This window comes from Clostridium paraputrificum AGR2156 (assembly GCF_000424025.1).
GTDB lineage: Bacteria > Bacillota > Clostridia > Clostridiales > Clostridiaceae > Clostridium > Clostridium paraputrificum.
On record NZ_AUJC01000005.1, the window covers coordinates 296,641 to 320,228 of the forward strand.

Sequence of the window (23,588 nt, forward strand, 5' to 3'; positions counted from 1 at the left end):
ATATCTTAAATTGTATATGAGTAGATATTTTGCAAGATATAAACAAAAATTTAACAAAAGAAGAGGATATCCATGGAGTATAATCAATTACGTTATATTGTTGAAGTTGTGGAAACAGGTAGTATATCAAGAGCTGCTTCCAACTTATATATTTCTCAACCTAATTTAAGTGCACAAATTAATTCTTTAGAAAATGAGTTAGGACGCATTATATTTGAAAGAACAAATAAAGGAGTCAAACTAACTACAGAAGGTAGAGAAATATATCATTATGCCAAGACCTTAGTAAATCAATTTGAGCTAACAGAAAAGAAACTCTTATATGATTATAACGACAATAAAATTAAAATAGCTTCATTTGGATCATGTATAGTTAGAAGGAAATTCACAGACCTATGCGCTATATTTAAGAATAAAAACTATGAATTCATTTTATATGATGATAATTTTGATGATGCAATAGACAAACTCATTAATAGAGACGTAGATATAGCCTTTATACAATATAGCCACTATCAAGAAAAAAATATTCTAAAGTATCTTGAAAATGAGAATTTAGAATATGTAGAGCTTATTGAAGGTGAATTAAAGCTTCATGTAAATGAAAGTTCCCTGCTAAACCATAGAGATTATATATCTGTCGATGATTTAAATGGATTGTTTTGTGTAAAAAAACAGCAACTATTTAGAGGACTATTTAATTTAAATTATGAAGTTAAGGAACTTGGATTAGATACAAATAAAAAGATAATTAGAGTAAATGATTCTAAATCCTATGAAGACATACTGATAAACTTACCATCTTTCTCAGTATGTGTAGATTGGAAAACAGAATATAACTTTAATGGCTATTTAAAAAGAATACCTTTCAAAAATAAAAAAATTGTTATGAAATGTTCAGTAGTAAAAAGAAGAAATGAGCTCTTAAAAGATGAATTGAAATTATTAATAGAAGAAATAAAAGCTTTATCGTAAAGTAATAGGGGGAAATACAAATGAAAAGAAAGATATTAACAGCTATAATTACAGGGGTAATCACAATAGGATTAATTGGTTGCGGAAGTGATGCAGCTAATGATAATAAAAATCCTCAAACTCAGGGAAATGATGTTACGGCAGATGGAACAACATCAGCCTCAGCAGATGCATCAACATCAGCATCTATAGTTCCAGAAAATTTAGTACAAGACTACAAACCAAAAGGTTTCACTGATTCAAAGAAAAAGAAAGCTTTATTTGTAATTGGTGATCCAAGAAAAGATAGCGTTAACTATGACCTTGCAGTAACAGCTATGAAACATTTTGAGGAAAAGAATGTAGAGGTTGAGGTAAGAGACTTATATGATATGAAATTTAATCCAGTTCTATCTTTAGAAAACTTCTATTATGCTAAGGATGGTAAAGGAGAACCAACTCCAGAAATTAAGAAAGAGCAAGAATATGTTACAAAGGCAGATTACATAATATTCTGTTATCCAAATTGGCACGATACACCTAATGCTATAACTAAGGGATATATGGAAACTGTATTTGCTAAGAAGTTTGCATATCAAGATACAGACAAAGGATTAGAAGGAATGCTTAAAGGAAAATCTATATACACTATTATGAATGCTGGATTCCTAGGTGGTGGAAGAGGCTATATAGGCGATGGCGTAGAAGGTATGGATAATGAATCTTGGGATATCTATATGAATGCCTTCAAGGTATTAGATGACGATACAGCAGATTTCTGGGGAGTAGAAAATTACGGTAGATTTGTTAATGATAGAACCCCTAAAAATACCTCTGATAACTATGAAGTAGAAATAAATGAACTAAGAGAAACATTAAAAAAAGAATTAAATAAGGTTTACTTTAAATAGTAATTATAATTAAAAAACTTTGCTAAGATACAAATTCTTAGCAAAGTTTTTTAATTTTACACTAGGATATTTTTAGATAATTAAAAGTTAGCTCCATTCCATCCCCAATTATCTACCTCTTCAAATTTAACATAAATAGATTTTGGAGGAATATTAAGAGCTTCTTTATATAAATCACAAATTTCTTTAGTAGCTCTATTCAAAGAATCTTCAGTGGCACGTCCAAACATCTTAACCTCTATAAAAGCGCCATAATCTAATTTTTCACCTTTAAAATAAAGTGGAAAATTATCTTGAAATCCTAACATTAAGAATTTTTGTGATTTTCCAGGAATCTCATCTATAATTTTTCCTAGTTCATCTTTTAAAGACTCCTTCTGATTTTCAGAAAGAGATACTGTAACCTTCGAATCAATAAATGGCATGTACATCTCCCTCTCTTTTTATTGATATTTTAATAATATATTGTACTTCATAAAAATGTGCAAAAATTCATTAGTAAAATTATGGTAATTATATTTTAACATTCAGAATTTCTAATGTAAAGCATCTGACAACTTTTATTTTTCAATAAGTTACTATGCTATAATATATTCACTTTTCCAATAAAAAATTACAATCATGAATAATATTTTTCTTTAAAATTCACAAATAAAATCTCTTTAGCAATTTATAAGCCATTATGATAAAATATATCTGATAAAATAGATAATTATTTAGAAATTTGGAGGATGGAATAATGGCGTTGACTCCTATGATGAGACAATATGTAGAAATTAAAGATAAATATCAAGATTGTATACTTTTTTATAGAGTTGGTGACTTCTATGAAATGTTCTTTGATGACGCAAAGGAAGCATCAAGAGCTTTAGAGTTAGTTTTAACAGGAAAGGATTGTGGACTAGAGGAGAGAGCCCCTATGTGTGGTATACCATTCCATGCAGCAGCTACATATATTCCAAGATTAATTTCAAAAGGATATAAAGTTGCTATATGTGAGCAGGTAGAAGATCCAGCTTTAGCTAAGGGATTAGTTAAAAGAGATGTAATTAAAATTATTACTCCTGGTACATATGTAGATACTAACGCTACATTAGAGAATTTAAATACATACCTAGTAGCCATATATGAAGATGGCAATAATATAGGTTTAGCTTCTACTGATATTAGTACAGGTGAATTTAAAACTACTTCATTTACTAATTTAAGAACAACTCTTTTAGATGAGCTTACAAAGATTAATCCTAAAGAGGTGATTGTAGATATTAATATGCCTGAAGAATTAGCCCATGAGATATACACCTATACAAATGCGTTAATTACAAGAAAGCCCCTAGATAGCTTTAAGGTAAATGATGAGGAACTTATAAATCAATTCTCTGAAGCAGAGGTATCTGGTCTTGAAGAAGCATCAAAAAATGCATCTAAGGTATTATTAAAGTATATATATGAAACTCAAAAGATGAGCTTAACAAATATAAACTTCCTAGAAAAGTATGACATTATAAACTTTATGACTATAGATGGTAACTCTAGAAGAAACCTAGAACTTACAGAGAGCATAAGAGAGAAATCTAAGAAGGGTTCTCTTTTGTGGGTATTAGATAAAACAGCAACGTCTATGGGAGGAAGATCCTTAAGAAGATGGATAGATGAGCCTCTTATGGTTAAGGAAGAAATAGAAAAGAGATTAGATGGGGTAGAGGAGCTATTTAGTAATATAGCCTTTAATGAGGATTTAAGAGCTTCTCTTAAGGAGATATATGATATAGAAAGAATCTTAGGTAAGATATCTTCATGCAATGTAAATGGGCGTGATATGGTATCACTAAGAACTTCTTTAGATAAAATACCAGGCATTAAGGAACAACTTAAGAACTCAAACTCATTACTACTTAAAGAATACTATAACAATTTAGATGAATTAGATGATATAAGAGATATTCTACATGAGGGAATTTTAGATGATCCATCAATAGCTTTAAAGGAAGGTAACATTATAAGAGATGGATACAATGAAATGGTAGATGAACTAAGGGGAGCAAAGCTTCATGGTAAGGAGTGGATAGCCTCCTTAGAAAATAGTGAAAGAGAATTTACTGGAATTAAATCATTAAAGGTTGGATATAACAAAGTATTTGGTTACTATATTGAAATATCTAAAGCTAACTATTCTTCTATACCAGAAGGAAGATACATAAGAAAGCAAACCTTAGCAAATGCAGAGAGATATATTACATCTGAGCTTAAGGAGATGGAAGATAAAATCTTAGGTGCAGAAGAAAAGCTTGTAAACTTAGAATATGAACTATTTGTAGAAATAAGAAATAAGGTAGAAAGTCAAATAGCAAGACTTAAAAAGACAGCTAGAATCATTGGTAACTTAGATTCACTATCTACTCTAGCATTAATTGCTTTAGAGAATGATTATATAAAGCCTACTATAAATGAAACTGGAGATATTCATATAGTAGAGGGAAGACACCCGGTAGTTGAAAAGGTAATTAATAAAGGTGAGTTTGTAGCTAATGATACTACATTAAACAGAGAAGATAATCAATTATTACTTATAACAGGACCTAACATGGCTGGTAAGTCTACATATATGAGACAGGTAGCCTTAATTACTTTAATGGCACAGATGGGATCATTTGTACCAGCTAAGGAAGCTAACATATCTGTATGTGATAAGATATTTACAAGAATAGGTGCCTCTGATGACTTAGCAGGTGGTAAGTCTACATTTATGGTAGAGATGTGGGAAGTATCAAATATCTTAAAGAATGCTACATCAAAGAGCTTAGTGCTATTAGATGAAGTAGGAAGAGGAACATCTACCTATGATGGTTTAAGTATAGCTTGGGCAGTAATAGAACATATTGCTAAGAATAATGATTTAAGATGTAAAACATTATTTGCTACTCACTATCATGAACTAACTAAGCTTGAAGGAATGATTAAAGGAGTTAAAAACTACTCTGTAGCAGTTAAAGAATTAGAAGATAACGTAATATTCCTTAGAAAGATTGTAGAGGGCGGTGCAGACCAATCTTATGGTATAGAGGTTGCTAAGCTTGCTGGACTTCCTAAGGAGGTTATAGGAAGAGCTAAAGAGATTCTAGAAGGGTTAGAAGGAGAAGGTAGTGTAGAAGTATCTCATAAAGAGTACGTAAGAGAAACTGCTGTTACTATAGATAACTCTAAGGTAGAAGAATTAGAATGCAAAATAAATGAATTAAAGTCTACAAACAAGGGATTAGAAGAAAAACTTAAAGAAAAAAAGAAGAGAGAAACTTCTGCTCCAATGCAAATGGACTTTACACAAGTAGAAAAGGATGCCTTAATTAATGAGATTGTTAATTTAGATGTTTTAAATATGACTCCTATGGATGCTATGAATACATTATATAAATTGATTAAGGATGCAAAGAGTTTAAATTAGGAGATGGTTGTATTTGAAGAGAATAAATCTTTTAGACCAAAATACATCAAATAAGATTGCAGCTGGGGAAGTTGTTGAAAGACCTTCCTCCGTTGTTAAGGAATTAGTTGAGAATAGTATAGATGCAAATTCAAATAATATAACAATAGAAATTGAAGAGGGTGGAACAACTCTAATTAAGATAATAGATGATGGAGACGGTATTCATGCAGAGGATGTTAAGAAAGCCTTTCTTCCTCATGCCACAAGCAAGATAAAAACATCAGAAGATATATTCTCCATAAGTACCTTAGGTTTTAGGGGAGAAGCTCTTCCTTCAATTTCATCAGTATCAAAGGTAAATATTAAAACAAGAACAGAAGATAATGACTTTGGTAAAGAGCTTATAATAGAAGGTGGAGAGTTTATATCCTTTGAAGAGTGTGGAGTTAATAAGGGAACTACTATAGAGGTAAGAGAAATATTCTATAATGTACCTGCTAGAAAGAAGTTTTTAAAGAGTATCTCAAGAGAGGCTTCTATAATCACAGATATAATAAATAGAATTGCCCTATCTAACCCTAAAATTAGTTTTAAGCTATATAACAATGGCAAGAAGGTTTTACATACCTATGGTAATGGGAAGCTAAGTGATGTAGTAAGAACTATATACGGAAAGACTATAAGCGAAAACACTCTTTATTTTGAACATGTAGAAGATGAGATTACTCTATATGGCTATATAGGTAAAGAAGAGATATCTAGAGGCTCTAGAAATAACCAAAGTATATTTGTAAATGGTAGATACATAAAGCATAAGACATTGGTGGCTGCTGTAGAAAATGCTTTTAAGTCCTTTAGTACAGTTAATAAGTTCCCATTCTTTATTTTATTTATAGAAGTATACCCAGACTTTGTAGATGTTAACATTCATCCTACTAAGGCTGAGATAAAGTTTAAGGATGATAGGCTTTTATTTAAAAAGGTTTTTGATGCTGTACATTCTGCATTAAAAGAAGATGTCTTTAAGACCTTCTCAATGCCAGAAGAAGAAAAGGATGTATATAAACCAGAGGAGATAGAAGAGATAAAATTAAATATACCTCCAAGGATAGATGAAGAGGTTACTTTTAAGAAGTATGATCCTCAAGAGGTAACAGAGGTTAAGCTTCCTATAGATTTAAAGCCAGAAGTTAAATATGAGCCTTTAAATGAGCTTGTGAAGGAAGATAAGGTAGAACTTAATGTAGAAGTTCAAAGGAAAGAAGAACCATATAAAGAAGTAATAAGAGATAAAGGAACACCTAAGTTTCCACCACTTAAGCTTATAGGTCAGTTTAATAAGACTTATATTTTAGGTGAATATGATGAGGTTCTATACATGATAGACCAACATGCTGCTCATGAAAAGATTCTTTTTGAAAGATATCTTAAGAGTATAGAAGAGGACACCTTAGTAGTTCAACCTTTATTGTTACCTACCTTAATTCATCTATCTATTGATGATTATGCTTACTATGAAGAGAATAAAGAAGTATTTTCTAGGGCAGGATTTACACTAGAAGACTTTGGTGGTAATACCCTTTCTCTTAAAGAGGTTCCATACTTTTTAGGAAAGTTAGATCCAAAGGAGCTTTTCTTAGGAATACTAGATAATATTAAGGAGTTAGGAACAGGTAAAACTACGGAGGTAAAATATAATAGAATAGCTACTATGGCTTGCAAGTCTGCAGTTAAAGGAAATGATAATTTATCTGATATAGAGATGGTAAAACTTATAGATGAGCTTAGATATATAGATGATCCTTTCCACTGTCCACATGGTAGACCAACTATAATTAAGTTTACAAATTATGATTTAGAGAAAAAGTTTAGAAGAATAGTATAAGAAACGGTGAAATAAATGAAGAAAAAGATACTTGTTATTGGAGGGCCTACTGCAGTAGGTAAGACAGAATTATCAATAGAATTAGCAAAGAGATTAAATGGAGAAATAATCTCTGCTGATTCAATGCAAATATATAAATATATGGATATAGGTTCAGCTAAGATTTCTAAGGAAGAAATGAATGGGGTAGTTCATCACTTAATAGATGTGGTAGATCCATCAATAAACTTTTCTGTTGCAGATTATAAAGAACAAGGAGAAAAAGCAATAAAGGAAATAATATCAAGAGGAAAGCTTCCTATTATCGTTGGCGGTACAGGGTTATATATAAACTCTCTAACTTGTAATATGACTTTTACTGAAGCAGAGAAGGATGAAGATTATAGAAGAGAGTTAAAAAGGTTAGCAGAGGAGCATGGAAATAACTATATACATGAAATGTTAAAAGATATTGACCCTATAAGCTATAAAGAAATACATGCAAACAATAGAAAGAGGGTTATAAGAGCTCTAGAGGTATATAAGCTTACAGGTAAACCATTTAGTTCATATAACGCTGGAGAAGATTTTTATAGAAGTGAGTATGATGTACATTACTATGTGCTTACAATGGATAGGGAGAAGCTATATGAGCGTATAAACCTACGTGTTGATATTATGATGGAGAAAGGTCTTCTTGAGGAATGCATAAAACTAAAGGAAATGGGTTATACTTCTTCTATGCAATCAATGCAGGGAATAGGATATAAAGAAATACTCTATTACTTAGAAGGTAATGTAAAGCTACAAGAAGCAATTAACATGATAAAGCAAGGTTCAAGGAATTATGCTAAAAGGCAATTGACATGGTTTAGAAGAGATCCAAGGGTTACTTTTTTAGACAAGGATAAGCTTTCCTATGTAGAAATATTAGAGAAAGTTATAGGTGACATTGGAAATAAATAGGTTTATAATATTATGTAATATGAGAGATAATGGAGGTGCTTTTATGAATAAGCAACAAAATAACCTACAAGATATTTTCTTAAATAATGCAAGAAAAAATAAGATATCAGTTGTAATATACTTAACTAATGGATTTCAATTAAAAGGTATTGTTAAAGGTTTTGACCCCTTCACTGTAGTATTAGACCAAGAAGGTAAGCAAATGCTTATATATAAACATGCAATTACAACAGTAACTCCAGCAAAACCTATTCTATTTACAGGTGTAGAAAACGAAAATGATTTTTAAAAAAGAGTGAAAGCGTGGCTTTCACTCTTTTAATTTGCTATAATCAATAGAGAATATAAAAATATGGAGGAGAAAGATGCTAGATAATACTAAAGATTTATTAAAAGAAACCTATGGTTTTAAAGAAAATACATTTGAACTTTATGAAAGAGCACTAAAGGATTGTGAAGAACAATTTAAAATCTATGATGAAATAAGAGAATTTAATCAAATGAAAGTATTAAAAGCTTTCCAAGATGAAAGAATTAGCGATTCTCATTTCACTAATTCATCAGGATACGGATATGATGATATAGGAAGAGATTCTTTAGATAAAGTATATGCAAGAATATTTAAGGCTGAAAGCGCTATTGTAAGGCCTCATTTTGTTAATGGTACTCACGCTATAGGTTCAGCACTGTTTGGAAACCTAAGACCTGGAAATACGCTTTTATGCATTTCTGGAAAGCCATATGATACATTACATAACATTATAGGTATTTCAGGTGATGAAAATATAGGTTCATTAAAGGAATATGGAATAAATTACGATCAAGTTGATTTAACTGATGAAGGTAAGTTTGATTTAGAAGGAATAAAGAAAGCTTTAGAAGATTCTTCTGTTAGAATAGTACATATCCAAAGAAGCACAGGTTATGGCTGGAGAAATTCCTTCAGCGTAAAAGAAATAGGAGAAGTAATTTCATACATAAAAGGCATAAGAAATGATATTAACGTATTTGTAGATAACTGTTATGGTGAATTTATAGATGTAATTGAGCCAACAGAAGTTGGAGCTGATATTATTGCAGGATCTTTAATTAAGAACATTGGTGGTGGTATAGCACCAGCTGGTGGTTACATTGTCGGTAAGAAAGAGTTAGTTGAACAAGCAGCTTATAGATTAACTGTCCCTGGAATAGGAGGAGAGTGTGGAGCTACATTTGGTCTTATGAGAACTTTATTCCAAGGTCTATTCTTAGCACCTCATATAGCAATGGAAGCTGTTAAAGGTGCAGTTTTCTGTGCTAGAATTATGGAACTTGCAGGATTTGAAGTTAAGCCAAGATTTGACGAAAAGAGAAGTGATATAATTCAAGCTATAAAGTTTGGAGAGGCAAATAAACTTATAAGATTCTGTAAGGGAATTCAATATGGTTCGCCAATTGACTCTTTTGTTGAATGCGAACCATGGGCAATGCCTGGGTATAAAGATGAAGTTATAATGGCAGCTGGTGCATTTGTTCAAGGGTCTTCTATAGAATTATCTGCTGACGCACCTATTAGAGAGCCATATATAGCATACCTTCAAGGTGGATTAACTTTTGATCATGGAAAAATAGGTGTTTTAATAGCTTTAAATAATGTACTAAATAATTAATGATTATAGAGAGAAATTGCAATGCAATTTCTCTTTTATTTCATATTCATTTTATATATAGAGTTTTCTACTTTTATATACTTTGTATGTTCTTCTTCACTTTTATCTTTTAATAGAATGTATGTATCATAAATATCTTGTGTTGACATTAAGATATTAGAACAAAACAGAGCATATATAAACATATTTGTAAACTCAAAAACTAGTAGAAGAAATGTAATAATGGATATAAACAATAAAGGAAATATAGAAGATATAATTAAATTTTTCTTACTAATAGGTTTATTATATATAACAAAGAAGTCTAAGTATTTCTTATTAAAACCTACACAAAGCTCATCATCACTAAAGTTTCCTGGTAAAGTTAAAATGTGTAAAAGAATATGAAGTGGTATTACTATAATAAAAGATATAACTAAAAAAACTAAAAAACAAAATGCAGAATGTACAAATTTACTATGATAAGTATACATCATAATTCCAAGTCCAAAACACAATGAATAGAACAGAATTAAGAATAACTTAAAAATATTTCTTAAATAAATGTCATCTGAAGTAGGATGAATATCTATATATTCATGTTTTGAATTAAAAATAGGATAACTATCCTTTAAAAAAATCATTTTTCCTCCAATAAAAAAGAACTATATATAAAATATATAGTTCTTTACATATCCATATTACTTAATATTGTCTAAATAATCCTACAAGCTTTCCTAATATACTACAATCATCAACTATAATTGGTGCCATTGCATCATTTTCTGGTTGTAATCTAATAGAATCTTTTTCTTTAAAGAATCTTTTAATAGTAGCTTCATTTTCTATTAAAGCTACAACAATTTCTCCATTTAAAGCAGCATTTGTTTGTTCTATAATTGCTAGGTCACCTTCACGAATACCTGCATTTATCATAGAATCTCCTGTTACCTTAAGCATAAATAATTCTCTGTCATGCTTAATGAAATCTAAAGGTAATGAGAATGTGTCTTCAATGTTTTCAGTCGCTAAAATAGGTAATCCTGCAGTTACTTTACCTACAATAGGGATATTTAACATTTCTCTTTTAGTAGAATTTAATTCAACTATTTCTAAAGCTCTTGGTTTGGTAGGATCTCTTTTAATTAATCCTTTTTTCTCTAATCTCTTTAAATGTCCATGAACAGTAGACGTAGATTTTAATGAAACTGCTTCACAAATTTCCCTTACTGAAGGAGGATATCCTTTATTTTCTGTATATGTTTTTAAAAATTCGTATATTTCCTTTTGTTTATCTTTACTTTCTAACATAACCACACCTCTTTTAAAAAATTATATCATATTCTAATAAATATATCAAACTTATGTTCTCAAAACTAATGTTCTTGTATAATCTTATAGAAATTTGCTTATTATTATAGTATTTGATATAATGAACTTTGATTATTTGGGAAGGTGGTGTATTCATATGGGAAAATATACTGAAGATGATTTCTGTGATTTATATGAAAAGAAAATATGCGATAATTGTGGTAAATGCCTTGAAGAACAAGGAGTAGATATAAGAGCCATTAAGATTGAAGATATAGCTAAAACCGTTGAAGAAAATAAATTTTTAGAAGAAGAATATAAAAAGGAACTTCTTAAAGCAGCAGAAGAAGAAGATATAGAAGAAGATTCTGATGTGGATTTATTAAAGGATGCTTATGAAAAGTTATCTAAAGAATCAGGTATTGATTTCACTTCCTTAGATGAAGATTATGAAGACGCTTTTGATCATATTGAATACTTAGATGAAAGTTTTTTTGAAGAAGGAAACTTAGAAGAATTAACAGAAGAAATATTCCCTGGAGTAAGAAAACTAAAAAAGAAAAGCGAATAACCATTATGAATAAAATCAACTCTATATACAGAAACTATGTATGAAAAAAGTAGATTGAGGTGATTTTTTATGAAAAGAAAGAAATTATTAGCATTAGTGTTAGCCTTATGTTTGGCAACATCTACAGCTTTCATCGGATGTAGTAGAGATAATTCAGGAAACGATGGAAATAATGTAGAAAACTCAACAGATAAGAATAATAACAATACAGAGAATAATGGTAATACAGGAAACTCAGGACAAAGTAAATAATAAGAATAAAATCACCTTTAGCTACAGAAACTAAGTTAAGAAAAAGTAGATTGAGGTGATTTTTTGTGAAAAAGAAGAAATTATTAACATTAGTATTAGCGTTAGGCTTAGCAACATCTACAGCCTTTATTGGATGTAGTAAAGATACGGTAGAAAATGCAGGGGATAAAATTAAAAATGGTACAGAAGATGTAGGCGATGCGGCTAAGAGAGGGATAGAAGATGTTGGTGAAGGTATTAAAGATGTAGGCGAAGCCGGGGTTGGTCTTTGGGATAAGGTTACAGATGATTCAATGACATATAACGAAGATGACTTTAAAAAAGAAATAGAAAAGAAGGGCTATAAATTAACAGAAATAGAAGATACTAAATCTTTATTATCAGTAGAAAATGATGATTATACTATAAACGGAGATAGGCTATCTATTTATGAGTATGATGAAAGTGCAAAGAGTACATTAGAAGGTGACTTAAAGAGCATAACTGATAATGGAATGATGATTAATGGTAATAAAACAAGTTGGACCAAAGCGGCTCATATTTATAAGAAGGGTAGATTAGTAGTTATCTATGACGGAAACAACGAGTCGATTTTAACTACTTTAAAAGATATTTTAGGAGAACCTTTATTATAAAAATTTTATATTAGTTATTCAACATAAATAAAAAGCATAGAATTCTTATGGATTCTATGCTTTTTAACATCTAGAAATTATAAGGAATTTTTAGTAATCTTAATACCTTTAGTTGGAATGGTGGGGATTGGTTTTTATGTAACATCTCACATTTTTTATACTGTTATGTAGAATTGCTTTACATAATATATATTATGAATGTTATTTGTAATATTATTAGATTAATTATAATACAATATAAGGAAATAATACTAGGGAAGGTTTAGAAATGAAAAAACTTCTTTACAAATATCCTTTAATCTCTGTAATGTTATCTAATATAATTACTGCATTTATAATTCTTTTTTCATTAAATAATGATAAATACTATTTGCTTTCTGTTATTATTATTAATTTATATATAAATAATTGGGTTTTAAATAAGGGGATAAGCATCACTAAAACTAAGATAATTCTTATGTCCATGAGTTTTTATGGGATGTTGTTAATAAGTGTTCTATGCAATAAATATATGGGTATTATAAAAATGTAGGTAAAGGGAGAGTATAAAACTCTCCTTGCTTGTCTACAATTTAGATAAGGGATTTGACTTGACAGCGTCTCTAAGAGCCTCATCATCAATATGAGTGTATATTTGAGTAGTTGATATGTTTTCGTGACCTAGAATACTCTGTAAACTTCTTATGTCTACATTGCCATGCTTGTACATTAGTGTAGCAGCAGTATGTCTAAGCTTATGAGGAGTGTATTTGCCATCAACTATACCAGCATTACCTATATGTTTTTTTACTAAAAGTTCAACAGTTCGTTTGTTTATAGGTAAGTTTCTGTTTGAAAGAAATAGAAATTTCTTGTTTTCATCAGATACCTTAGAATTATCTCTAGAAGAAAGATAGCTATTTATAGCCTTTAAGCAAGCTTCGTTAAGGTAAACTGTACGTTCTTTATTTCCTTTACCTATGATAGTTAATGTATCACCTTTTATTTTATCAATTTGTATGGAGCAAAGTTCTGAAAGTCTCATTCCACAGTTTAAAAATAAGGTTAAAATACAGTAATCTCTTTTATAGTTTTTATCATCTTTATCTAAGGAGGAGAGTAGATCTATACTTTGTTCTAGAGTTAGATAAACAGGATGTCTTTTGTTTATTTTAGGAGATTCCAACTCCAAGGTTGGATTTTCATCAATTATTTTTGCTTTTCCATTAAGGAACTTAAAAAAGGATTTTAAGCAAGCTACCTTTCTAGCTCTGGCGTAGGTTCCGTTATCCCTTTGTTTTTCTACAAATGAGAGAAAAGCATATAAGTCTGTTAACTTAATTCTCCTTACAAAATCATTATCTAAGTCATTTATTTGAATTTCCTCAAATTCTAAATCAGGATCATTAACTAATCCTTTATAAACCTTCATAAATCTAAAAAATAATGTTAAATCTATAGAATAGCCATTAATTGTGTTTTCTGATTTACCTTTGATTGTTTCTAAGTAGTTTAAGAAATCTACCATATAACTTGGATATTTTGAATCTTTAGAAATATCTATACCAAATTTATTTGATGTTTCCTGACCTTCATTTAAAGAATTATACAAACCTAAATCAGAGTTTTTGTTTTTCAATTTAGAAGCAGTTTTTAAATCTCTATTTAATCCAAGTTCTTTCAACCATATTTGAACAGCTCTTGGAGTAACATTATATATTTTAGATAATTCTGTAGTGGTAAGTTTATTTTTATAAGCAAGTATATATAAATCCTCAATTATAAATTCATATCCACGTTCAGAATTCAAATCATAATAGTTAGAATAAACTTTATGAATTCTTTTTCTATCTGCATTTGTTAAGTTTACTTCGAAAAGCGGAAGAATTTCTTCAGGATATTCGTAATTTTTATATTTTAGAGTTTTATTTCGTATTTTTTTCATTTTTTCACCTTTATAATATAGTCTTAAGCCTTGATTTTATTATATCACAGGCTTTTTTCTCTTTCAAGTACGCGAAATATAATAAATGTATATTTAGCGAAATTATTTTTGAGTGAAAATATAGTGATTTTTAGGGAAAAGATTAATATTTTAATATTATATGTATATAGACACTTCTCTTTAATTTTATTTCTTTCGACTTTTAATTTATATTAGAAATTTGTTTTTAAAGCAAATAGAATTATACAAAAAATCAGTTTAAAGTTTTTAATCAAATTAGGATTTCTATGTTTTTATAAAACTTTTATCGTAAAATCAGTCAGAATTGAAAAGGTAAAAAATATTATAATTTTATCATTTAATATAATAAAAAGTATAATAAGTATTTATTATCATGATATAGAATAAAATTATATATTAATATTATAAATACATAAATGTAATAATATATAATAAAAGTAAATTATATCAACCATATAAGATCAGATAAGGTAAAATAAAAAAATGAAGCAAATTTAATAAAAACATAGATATAAAAATCTATGTTTTAAATACTTATTATTTATTGTAAGTAGTAAGCATAACAAACAAGTGATCATAACTATTATATAATCAGAAATAAATGCCGTAATTTTTAGCTATAAAATAGTAAAGAATCTAAATAATTGCTTAATCTCACATCTTTTTTTATCTTAATAATTTTAACTTTCACTACTCTCCTTCTCCCTTACTGTAAGCCACTTATTTATTTCTATTAAATTAACTTATTAATTCTTCAATGATAGCATTGGGATTAATAATCTTAAATCTTTGTTTACCATACTCTTTTGAAACACATTCTGATTCATAAGCGGTTTTGTCAACTACTTCAAGAAACTTTTCAAAAGTTATACTATTATCAGCTTGACATGCCAAGGCATATAATCCCGCAACATAAGGGACTATAGAACTCATGCCACCCCAGGAGTCGTAAGCATATTTATCTTCCCCCAAAAAAGAAGCATAGGTTTTTTTTATCTGTTGGAACATATAAAGTGTCATCAGGAGCATTAGTATAAAAATATGGCTTATAATTATTAAAATCATTAACATCTTCATAAGATGTTCTTGTTAAACTTTGAAACTTATTAATATTATTTCCTGGTATTAGGCATAACACCTCAATGTCATTTTCTTCAGCTTTTCTTATAGCCTCCTCTAATTCTACAGAACCTTTTATTATTTTACCATCTTCAGTATACTTACTTGAATAACCACTAGAAAATGAAATAACTCTAATTTTATTATCTAATGTTTTATTCAATTCAATAATATTTAAAATATCTTCAGCTGCATGAGTAAAATCTTGTTCTTTTGTTTCATAATCATAACAATCCTCAGCTACGAAATAAAGGTCAGCATTAGGGGCAACGCCTACATTCTTTCCTACTGCAATTGAAGCCATTTCTACTCCATGCATACTAGCAACTTCTTTTTCTTTAGAAAAGGCTTTATAAAATTTTAGATTATCCTTTATCTCTACGTGGTCTACTAGTAATGTTTGATCTATCATAGCTATACCTACGCCAGCACCATTATAGCCTTTATCATGTACTTTTTTTAAGTTTAGCTTCTTTTCTTTTCCCTCTTCCATAAGTTTTTGAGGGTCAAAACCTTTAGGTAAATATTTGGGCCACTCTGTTAAATCATCAAAATTCATAAAATCATTCAAATCAGATAATGATAATCTATTTATATATTGACTGTCAACTTTAGTAGTCTTTAAATCTACAATTCCATAGATATCTTTTCCGTACTTAATATTATCAGCTCTTTCGTTTTGAATTTTTTGCATTGATATAAGATTATTCTTTGGATGATTCTGAATATAACCCTTTTGCCAAGTATCATTATTAGAACAAGATATTAATAAACACGATGAGATTATGAAAGTTAAAATTAATGACATTGACAATATTTTTTTCATATATAACCTCCTACTCACATATTATATTTCACTCTATTGTACCATTATATATATTATATAGAAATATATTACATATGATTGACCAAAAAAGCTATAACACATATAAAAATGCATTATAGCTTTTTCTATCTTATTTATTCATATTTTTTAGTAAATCTGCAAAAGGATTATTATTAAACTCCTCTGCTTCTTTTTTCATCTTTTTCATTATATTATTAACTGCCTTCTTATCTACCTTAGCATTTTTGTCAAATCTCTTTTCAAATTGGCTAGCCTTTTCTCTAAAATTACAGTTTTGTCCTGGACATACGTAGATTTTTCCTTCTCCATGTCCTCTAAGTTCTAACCTCTTCTTACATTCTGGACATCTTGCATTAGTAAGTCTAGCTAAGTTTTCTCTATAACCACATTCCCTATCTTGACACACTAGCATTCTTCCGTTTTTGCCGTTAACTTCAAGCATATACTTTCCACAGTTAGGACATTTCTTTCCTGTTTGATTATCATGATGGAACTTAGTTGTTCCCTTCTTTACATCTTCTACTAATGAGGTAGCATATCCCTTCATGTTTTCTATAAAAGCTTTATCATTTGCTTTTCCTTTCGATATATCCTCTAGGTCCTTTTCCCACTTAGCAGTAAGCAAAGGAGATTTTAGTTCTTCAGGAACAAGTTCTATTAATTGTATTCCCTTAGATGTAGGATAAATATCCTTCCCCCTCTTCTCTATTACAAATGAATTAAATAATTTTTCTATTATATCTGCTCTAGTTGCAACTGTTCCAAGACCACCAGTCTCCCCTAATGTCTTTGCTGCATCCTTCCCTACATTTATATACTTATGTGGATTTTCCATAGCAGATAGTAAAGTTCCTTCATTAAATCTTCCTGGAGGAGTTGTTTGTTTCTTTATAAGCTCTATCTTTCTTATATTTAATTTATCATTAACCTTTAATGTAGGTAATTCTTGTGTTCCATCTTCATCATCTAAATCTTCTCTTTGATATAGTGCTTTCCATCCCTTTTCTAATGTTATATTTCCTTTAGCTAAGAAAATCTCTCCATTTATGTTTACCTTTATTGTAGTTTGTTCATATTCATATGGTGGTAACATTACACTTAAGAATCTTTTTACAACTAAATTATATATGTTTTTCTCTTCTGAACTTAAAACTCCAAGGTTAAGCTTTTCTTCTGTAGGTATAATAGCATGGTGATCACTAACCTTTGAGTTATCTACAAAGCTTTTATTTCCCTTAACACCTTGTTTTAATAACTTATCTGCATATGCTCTATATTCTCCCACTGATATTCCTCTTAGTCTATCTGGTATTGTAGGTAAAATATCAGATGATATATATCTAGAATCAGTTCTTGGATAAGTTAATAATTTGTAGTTTTCATATAATCTTTGCATTATATTAAGAGTTTGCTTTGCTGAGTATCCCCAAATTTTATTAGCATCTCTTTGTAGTTCTGTTAAGTCGTATAATGCTGGAGAATATTTTTTCTTTCTACTCTTTGTAACGTCAATTACCTCTCCTGTAGAGTTCTTAGTCTTATCTAAAATAGATTTAGCAACCTCTTCCTTGAAGATATTAGAGTTTCCCTTTGGACTTACCCACGAAAGCGTAAACTTATCAGTTAGGGCTTTTAAATTGTAGTAGTCCTCTGGTTTAAAGTTTTTAATCTCTTCTTCCCTATTGACTATCATAGCTAAAGTAGGTGATTGTACTCTTCCTGCTGATAATTGAGCATTGTATTTACAGGTTAAAGCTCTAGTTACGTTTAAACCTACTAGCCAATCTGCTTCTGCTCTACATACTGCTGCCTTATATAAATTATCATATACTCTACCATCTTTAAGATTCTTAAAGCCATCTAATATAGCCTTATCAGTTTGTGAAGATATCCAAAGTCTTTTTATCTTCTTTCTAACACCAGATTTATCTATTATCCATCTTGCTACTAGCTCCCCTTCTCTTCCTGCATCAGTAGCAATTATAATTTCTTCTACATCATTTCTAAGTAGTTGCTTTTTTACTTCATTGTATTGCTTACTTGTTTTCTTTAATACCGTAAGCTTCATTGGCTTAGGTAGCATTGGTAATGTCTCCATGCTCCACTTTTTATATTTATCTCCATAACCTTCTGGATCCATTAGTCCTACTAAATGACCTAATGCCCATGTTACTATGTATCCATTCCCTTCTATATAACTTCCTTTATTATTCTTACATTTTAAAACTCTAGCAATTTCTCTTCCTACAGAAGGTTTTTCTGCTAGTACTATCTTTAAACTCATATGCTTCCTCCTAATTCATTGAAGTCTTTAACCTTCATTATAAACTAAAGAAAGGAAAAAATATATATAAAAGGCGGGGGAGATATTTATTTTGCTTGTTCAGTCGCTACGCTCCAAGTCACATAGAAATAAATCCCACCACTCCTACTAAAGGCAACCAAATAGTAAAAACAAACAGCCATAATTATATGACTGCTTTATAACGATTATCCTCTAGTACTTTATTTAATAAATCTTGAGTTGAATTACTTTCATCATTCAGTAGAGATATAAATACCTCATTAGAATATCCAAATGCATAGGTAAAGTTATCGCTATATTTAATAATAGTTGAGCTTTCCCTTCTTTTATCTATATTCCAAAATATGAGATGAGGTATATTTAAATTTGCATATTGCCACTTTTCTTTAATTCTTTCAAATTCCTCTGCATTTACAAAGTAAGGAGTATCCTTATTGTTACCCTTAGAAAGCATTGAAATTTTACAACCTGGATCTATTATAAATAAAAGTCTCCTAGGAATATCTTCTTCATTTATTCCGTGTTTGATAGCCGCAAAAAGTATTAAATCTAAAGCTGCCTCTACATTTATTTCATTACAAACTGATGCTTTCACTATTTCCTCTATCTTATCTTTTATGTTATCCATATCAATTTTTTTAAAGTTAGGTTTAGGCTTCATGGTAATTATGTGTTTCTTATACTTGCCTCTATTTTCTCTTAGAAAATATAATATAGTACCTACTCCACCATATAGGGTATTTATATTCTTATTATTTATAAAATTCTTTGAGGATAACCCTAAAGATACTACTGTATCTCCCTTATATTCTTTTATATAACTCTTATACTCATACAGGAATGAAGCATGTCCATTTTTTATAAAATCCTCTACAAACATATAAGGGAAATTTTCATCTATAAGGCTCTCTTTTAATCCTCCCCCTCTATATTCTAAGAATTGCCTATAGAGCTCCCTATATTCTTTATATCTACTATAATCATGTTTTAAAAATGCATTTTTATATTTATTTATAGATTTAAAGGTTATATTACCATACTGTATACTTTCCCAATCTCCTTTGCTCATAGAACTTTCTACTATATTTAATTTTTTTCTAAGTTTAGATAGTGTTATTCTATATTCTTTTGAAGATATATTAAGTAATAATCTGGTTTTCTTTCCTAACCTTCTTGATTCTGGTGAAGAAGTATTTTCGGATTTCAACCATTTTGCTAAGGTGCTTGGTGCTAAAGAATTCAAGTCCTTGTTTAACGTATCTTTTATAAGCTTTATTGTTTCATTTTCAAGCTTAGTATCAAATAAGGAATACAAATCATCCCATCTACCATAGTGTGGTATTAAGGAAAGGTTTTCTTTAAGTATATTAGAATCTATATTACCTAAATAGTTTAAACATACCCTAAAAACCCTTCTCTCTCCAAGTCCCTTTTCCTTATCCCTAATGAAAAATAGAATTTTAAGAGCCTTTTTCTCATCTTCCTCATAAGCCTTAGAAAATAACTCTATTATATCCTCTTCATTTATATCTCTAAGAAACATCCCTTTTGAAAAAAAGTTCAAGTTATGTATAGATGTATTATCTATTTCTATTATTTCATTGTAATCTTCTTCAAGATCCTCGTATAAATTTTCATCAATATTAATTATATCCTCTTTTAATTTATTAAATAATTCAAAGCTCATATAATCCTCCTTAAATACCACAAGACACATTATGCCCAGCTAATAAATTAACCGAGCATAAATAAGCTGTTAGTGTCTTTATTAAACAAGATACATATTTTATTAAGCTGTTAGTATCTTTACACTATCATGTATATGCAGTTTTTTCTTTAATAGTACATTTTAATGATTAAGTAAACTTAAGAATTTTTAACTTCTGTAATTCTCTTTATAAGGCTTTCATCTATATATTCTGACTTTGAAAAGCCTTTTCTAAAATATCTTATTTGCTTATATTTAACCCCGTTCATTTGGAAGTCTAATACATCTATTCTATCTCCCTTAAAAACTATTGGTTCATTTTTACCCTTTACTTGTATCCTTAATTCCATATAAATTGTCTCCTATAATGATTTTGTATATTTACACTTTGGATAATTTGTACATCCATAGAAAAATCCATATTTTCCTTCTTTCTTTTGTAATCTACTATTACATAATGGACAGTTTTCATTCTTCTCTGTTAATTTTAATATATCTTTTCTATCTATTAATGTAACATTATTAGCCTTTGCTAAGTTTCTTGCATTTTCAGTAAAACTACTATTTGTAATTACCATTGCTCTATGTGCTTTATAGTACTTTATAGAAGCTACTGCTTGCTGCACTGCCTCTACACCAACATTTTGATTCCATCTCTTAGCTTGAACTACAATCTTTTCTTTTCCTTTTTTAACAACAAGGTCTGCACCATAATCACTTGTCTTTGGTGTTAAGTGAGTTTTATATCCTTCTTTTTTAAAGTGTAATTCTAAAAATTCTTCAAATTCTTCCCCTGTCATCTTGTCTACAATATTTATACTTGCATGATAAAATCTTTTATTTCTCCAACTTTTATACTTATGAAAGATAATTTCTACAACTAAAAATAATATAATGGAGTAATTTAATTTTAGTTTACCTACTAGTAATAATATACCTAAAATTAAGAAATAAATTAAATACAATAAAAATCTTGTTTGCTGCGTTCTGTTAAGTCTTTTCTTCAATTAAATCTCCTCTTTTCTGCCACGTCTACTACAAATAAATATCATATTGTAATACTCCCTCTATTAAAAGAAATTATTTTAATTATACTCTATTTTTCTTAGAATTTCATAACTATTTCTTTTTATCATATATAATAGTATATAAAATAAACACTATACTGCTCTTTATTTATTTTATTGTATGACAAAAAGACCTTAACACATTTTCATTTAAAAAATAGTGCAAAAGCCTAGACGAATAATTAAATCGTATGCTTTTACACTATTATAATTATGTATAACTGCTAACACTCCCGTTTCTCCGTATAAGCATAAATACTTTACTAAAACACCTAATCCGCATGTTATACTATGGTGTAATGTGATTAATTCTTATTAGCCGAGTCAATTTAATGCTCTAAGTATTACAACCCACCTACATTACGATTTAATTATATCTAATTCGATTGTCATACTCAAATTCAATATTTCTTATTATTAACGATGTCTTCTCTAACCTTTTTTCAAATTATCTTCTCTTACCTATTATTTACTACCACATTTAGGAATTAACTGTAATTTGTAAATATACTATATGCCAATTTATAATTCTCTATCTTCTTAGTTCTCTTTTCTCCTTCAAATTCTTCTTTAAATACTTTCATATTACAATCACCAAAATAATATCCTTTTAACATCTCTTTATAATCAAAATTAGTATTATGTTTTAACATTCCATACATTACTCTAACAAACTTACACATTACTGCAATTTGCATTGACCTTTTCTTTGTTGGGTTCTTATGATTATATGATTTATAATAACAATAGGCTATTCTAAAATACTCATTATGTTTTATTAAAGTATCCATTATATTAAATAGATGTTTTCTAACTATACGTGAACCAGCCTTATTTATTCTTCGTTCACCTATGTATTTTCCCGAAGCATTTCCTTTTAAACTTAAGCCCAAAAACGCTAATATTGCTCTAGTATTTTTAAAATTTCTAATATCTCCCATTTCACTTAAAACCGATATTAATTGTATTAATGGAATACCTTTTATCTGCTCAAACTCAGAATATAAAGGAATTATATTTTTTGCTATTTCTTTTATTTGCTTATCTAAATGCTCCTTAGATTCATTCTGTAATAAAAATTTATCTATGTAAGCTATCATCTCTACTTTTTCAGCATATGAAGGCTCTTTAATTAACCTACTCCAAATTTCACACTCTTCCTTATATAAACTCACCATTCTCATATTAGGTTTGTCTACAATTTCGCCAAGCTCTTTTTTTATATTATCTAAATCAACATTTATTATATCTTCTGGTGAAGGATATAGCTTTATTAGTGCTACTCCTGTTTTACTATTCAAGTTTTCAAAAATCTTAAAAAATACCGGATTGCATATATCTATACATCTATGTATTTTATTCTTTAATGCTACTAATTCATCACTTATATCATTTCTCATACGTGTCAACTTTTGCAATGCTCTTAATTCTCTTTCATTATCTCTTATATAAACATAATTTCCATTTCTAAGACAACTTGCTATTACTCTAGCATCTAATGTATCGTTTTTTCCTTTCTGCCCTTCCTCTAATGCCCTTCTATGCTTTACTGAATCTGTTTTTATCATTACTGTTTCAATTCCGATATCTTTTAAATAATCTCTAAGATTAAACCAATAATGTCCTGTTGATTCAACACCTGCTATACAATCATCATAAGTAAAGCCATAATTATTTATAATTAAATCTATTTGCTCCTCTAATCTAGCAAATCCATAATAGTCATTCTCGATACTAAGTCCTTTTTTTATAATTGGATTCCCTTCAGTATCTATAATACTGATACTATTTTTAAATTTCCCTACATCAATTCCAATAAACACCTTCTTCATAAATCTTTTCCTCCAAATCTAAAAATTCACAATAAAAAGTATATATTGGTAACTTTAATAAATCCATATTAATTTTCTCCAGAAATGAAGAAAGTCAAACTGACTTTCTTAAATTACTGTTGTGTTTTGAATCACCAGCCTACTATATTTTCATTTGCACTGTTCAAAAATCATAAAAAACTTTTTATTGGCCATGAGGATCATAGCAGCTAAAAACTTTTTTATTGCCTTCGGCTTTTTGACAGTCCA

The 23,588-nt window shown here is 29.0% G+C and carries 22 protein-coding genes; 11 read left to right on the plus strand and 11 right to left on the minus strand.

Features of this window, described 5'->3' with window-relative positions:
* Positions 1–72: 72 nt before the first annotated feature.
* Both G594_RS0106600 and G594_RS0106605 read left to right on the plus strand, forming a co-directional pair.
* Positions 73–975 carry a LysR family transcriptional regulator gene (locus G594_RS0106600; protein WP_027097861.1) on the plus strand — a complete coding sequence of 301 codons (903 nt, stop codon included), beginning with the start codon at positions 73–75 and terminating at the stop codon, positions 973–975.
* 20 nt (positions 976–995) lie between these two features.
* The gene (locus tag G594_RS0106605) at positions 996–1,865 is read left to right on the plus strand and encodes an NAD(P)H-dependent oxidoreductase (protein WP_027097862.1); all 870 of its coding nucleotides are present in this window, start codon (positions 996–998) and stop codon (positions 1,863–1,865) included.
* Positions 1,866–1,945: 80 nt separating this feature from the next.
* Here G594_RS0106605 and G594_RS0106610 read toward each other — a convergent pair whose 3' ends face one another.
* Positions 1,946–2,290 carry a phenylpyruvate tautomerase MIF-related protein gene (locus G594_RS0106610; RefSeq protein ID WP_027097863.1) on the minus strand — a complete coding sequence of 115 codons (345 nt, stop codon included), beginning with the start codon at positions 2,288–2,290 and terminating at the stop codon, positions 1,946–1,948.
* Between the two features lie 314 nt (positions 2,291–2,604).
* Here G594_RS0106610 and mutS point away from each other — a divergent pair, with 314 nt between their 5' ends.
* From mutS to G594_RS0106635, 5 genes are all read left to right on the plus strand, one after another.
* Positions 2,605–5,307, plus strand: a complete 2,703-nt coding sequence (gene mutS, locus G594_RS0106615; RefSeq protein WP_027097864.1) for a DNA mismatch repair protein MutS — start codon at positions 2,605–2,607, stop codon at positions 5,305–5,307.
* Positions 5,308–5,320: 13 nt separating this feature from the next.
* Positions 5,321–7,174, plus strand: coding sequence for a DNA mismatch repair endonuclease MutL (gene mutL / locus G594_RS0106620; RefSeq protein ID WP_027097865.1), 1,854 nt, complete (start codon positions 5,321–5,323; stop codon positions 7,172–7,174).
* A gap of 15 nt (positions 7,175–7,189) precedes the next feature.
* On the plus strand, positions 7,190–8,119 hold the full coding sequence (gene miaA / locus G594_RS0106625) for a tRNA (adenosine(37)-N6)-dimethylallyltransferase MiaA (protein WP_027097866.1): 930 nt from the start codon (positions 7,190–7,192) through the stop codon (positions 8,117–8,119).
* Between the two features lie 43 nt (positions 8,120–8,162).
* Positions 8,163–8,408 (plus strand): RNA chaperone Hfq, encoded by a 246-nt coding sequence (gene hfq, locus G594_RS0106630; RefSeq protein ID WP_027097867.1) that lies wholly within the window; start codon positions 8,163–8,165, stop codon positions 8,406–8,408.
* Between the two features lie 76 nt (positions 8,409–8,484).
* Positions 8,485–9,768 carry a methionine gamma-lyase family protein gene (locus G594_RS0106635; protein WP_027097868.1) on the plus strand — a complete coding sequence of 428 codons (1,284 nt, stop codon included), beginning with the start codon at positions 8,485–8,487 and terminating at the stop codon, positions 9,766–9,768.
* Positions 9,769–9,803: 35 nt separating this feature from the next.
* Here the strand turns inward: G594_RS0106635 and G594_RS0106640 are convergent, their stop codons facing one another.
* Together G594_RS0106640 and lexA are read right to left on the minus strand one after the other, a co-directional pair.
* Positions 9,804–10,391, minus strand: coding sequence for a metalloprotease family protein (locus G594_RS0106640; protein ID WP_027097869.1), 588 nt, complete (start codon positions 10,389–10,391; stop codon positions 9,804–9,806).
* A gap of 61 nt (positions 10,392–10,452) precedes the next feature.
* The gene (lexA, locus tag G594_RS0106645) at positions 10,453–11,058 is read right to left on the minus strand and encodes a transcriptional repressor LexA (RefSeq protein ID WP_027097870.1); all 606 of its coding nucleotides are present in this window, start codon (positions 11,056–11,058) and stop codon (positions 10,453–10,455) included.
* A 157-nt stretch (positions 11,059–11,215) separates the two neighbouring features.
* Between lexA and G594_RS0106650 the strand changes: the two genes are divergently transcribed.
* The 4 genes from G594_RS0106650 to G594_RS0106665 all read left to right on the plus strand — a co-directional run bounded on the left by G594_RS0106650 (position 11,216) and on the right by G594_RS0106665 (position 13,048).
* Positions 11,216–11,629: a hypothetical protein gene (locus G594_RS0106650; RefSeq protein ID WP_027097871.1), complete on the plus strand. Its 414-nt coding sequence runs from the start codon at positions 11,216–11,218 to the stop codon at positions 11,627–11,629.
* Between the two features lie 69 nt (positions 11,630–11,698).
* Complete coding sequence (locus tag G594_RS0106655) at positions 11,699–11,881, plus strand: hypothetical protein (protein WP_027097872.1); 183 nt, start codon at positions 11,699–11,701, stop codon at positions 11,879–11,881.
* 65 nt (positions 11,882–11,946) lie between these two features.
* Positions 11,947–12,516: a hypothetical protein gene (locus tag G594_RS0106660; RefSeq protein WP_027097873.1), complete on the plus strand. Its 570-nt coding sequence runs from the start codon at positions 11,947–11,949 to the stop codon at positions 12,514–12,516.
* A 268-nt stretch (positions 12,517–12,784) separates the two neighbouring features.
* Positions 12,785–13,048, plus strand: a complete 264-nt coding sequence (locus tag G594_RS0106665; RefSeq protein ID WP_027097874.1) for a hypothetical protein — start codon at positions 12,785–12,787, stop codon at positions 13,046–13,048.
* A gap of 33 nt (positions 13,049–13,081) precedes the next feature.
* Here G594_RS0106665 and G594_RS0106670 read toward each other — a convergent pair whose 3' ends face one another.
* From G594_RS0106670 to G594_RS18500, 8 genes are all read right to left on the minus strand, one after another.
* The gene (locus tag G594_RS0106670) at positions 13,082–14,023 is read right to left on the minus strand and encodes a tyrosine recombinase XerC (protein WP_051195927.1); all 942 of its coding nucleotides are present in this window, start codon (positions 14,021–14,023) and stop codon (positions 13,082–13,084) included.
* A gap of 1,176 nt (positions 14,024–15,199) precedes the next feature.
* Positions 15,200–15,394, minus strand: coding sequence for a hypothetical protein (locus G594_RS20070; protein ID WP_155849288.1), 195 nt, complete (start codon positions 15,392–15,394; stop codon positions 15,200–15,202).
* A 25-nt stretch (positions 15,395–15,419) separates the two neighbouring features.
* The gene (locus G594_RS20075) at positions 15,420–16,406 is read right to left on the minus strand and encodes a S8 family serine peptidase (RefSeq protein WP_155849289.1); all 987 of its coding nucleotides are present in this window, start codon (positions 16,404–16,406) and stop codon (positions 15,420–15,422) included.
* A gap of 130 nt (positions 16,407–16,536) precedes the next feature.
* A complete protein-coding gene (locus G594_RS0106680) occupies positions 16,537–18,711 on the minus strand; it encodes a DNA topoisomerase III (RefSeq protein ID WP_027097876.1) in 2,175 nt (724 codons plus the stop codon).
* A 184-nt stretch (positions 18,712–18,895) separates the two neighbouring features.
* Entirely contained in the window at positions 18,896–20,419 is a 1,524-nt protein-coding gene (locus G594_RS0106685) for a DUF2828 family protein (protein ID WP_027097877.1), read from the minus strand.
* 179 nt (positions 20,420–20,598) lie between these two features.
* Entirely contained in the window at positions 20,599–20,790 is a 192-nt protein-coding gene (locus G594_RS0106690; protein WP_027097878.1) for a hypothetical protein, read from the minus strand.
* A gap of 12 nt (positions 20,791–20,802) precedes the next feature.
* Positions 20,803–21,447, minus strand: a complete 645-nt coding sequence (locus tag G594_RS0106695; protein ID WP_051195924.1) for a restriction endonuclease — start codon at positions 21,445–21,447, stop codon at positions 20,803–20,805.
* A 548-nt stretch (positions 21,448–21,995) separates the two neighbouring features.
* Complete coding sequence (locus tag G594_RS18500) at positions 21,996–23,339, minus strand: IS110 family RNA-guided transposase (protein ID WP_051195925.1); 1,344 nt, start codon at positions 23,337–23,339, stop codon at positions 21,996–21,998.
* Positions 23,340–23,588 lie beyond the last annotated feature (249 nt).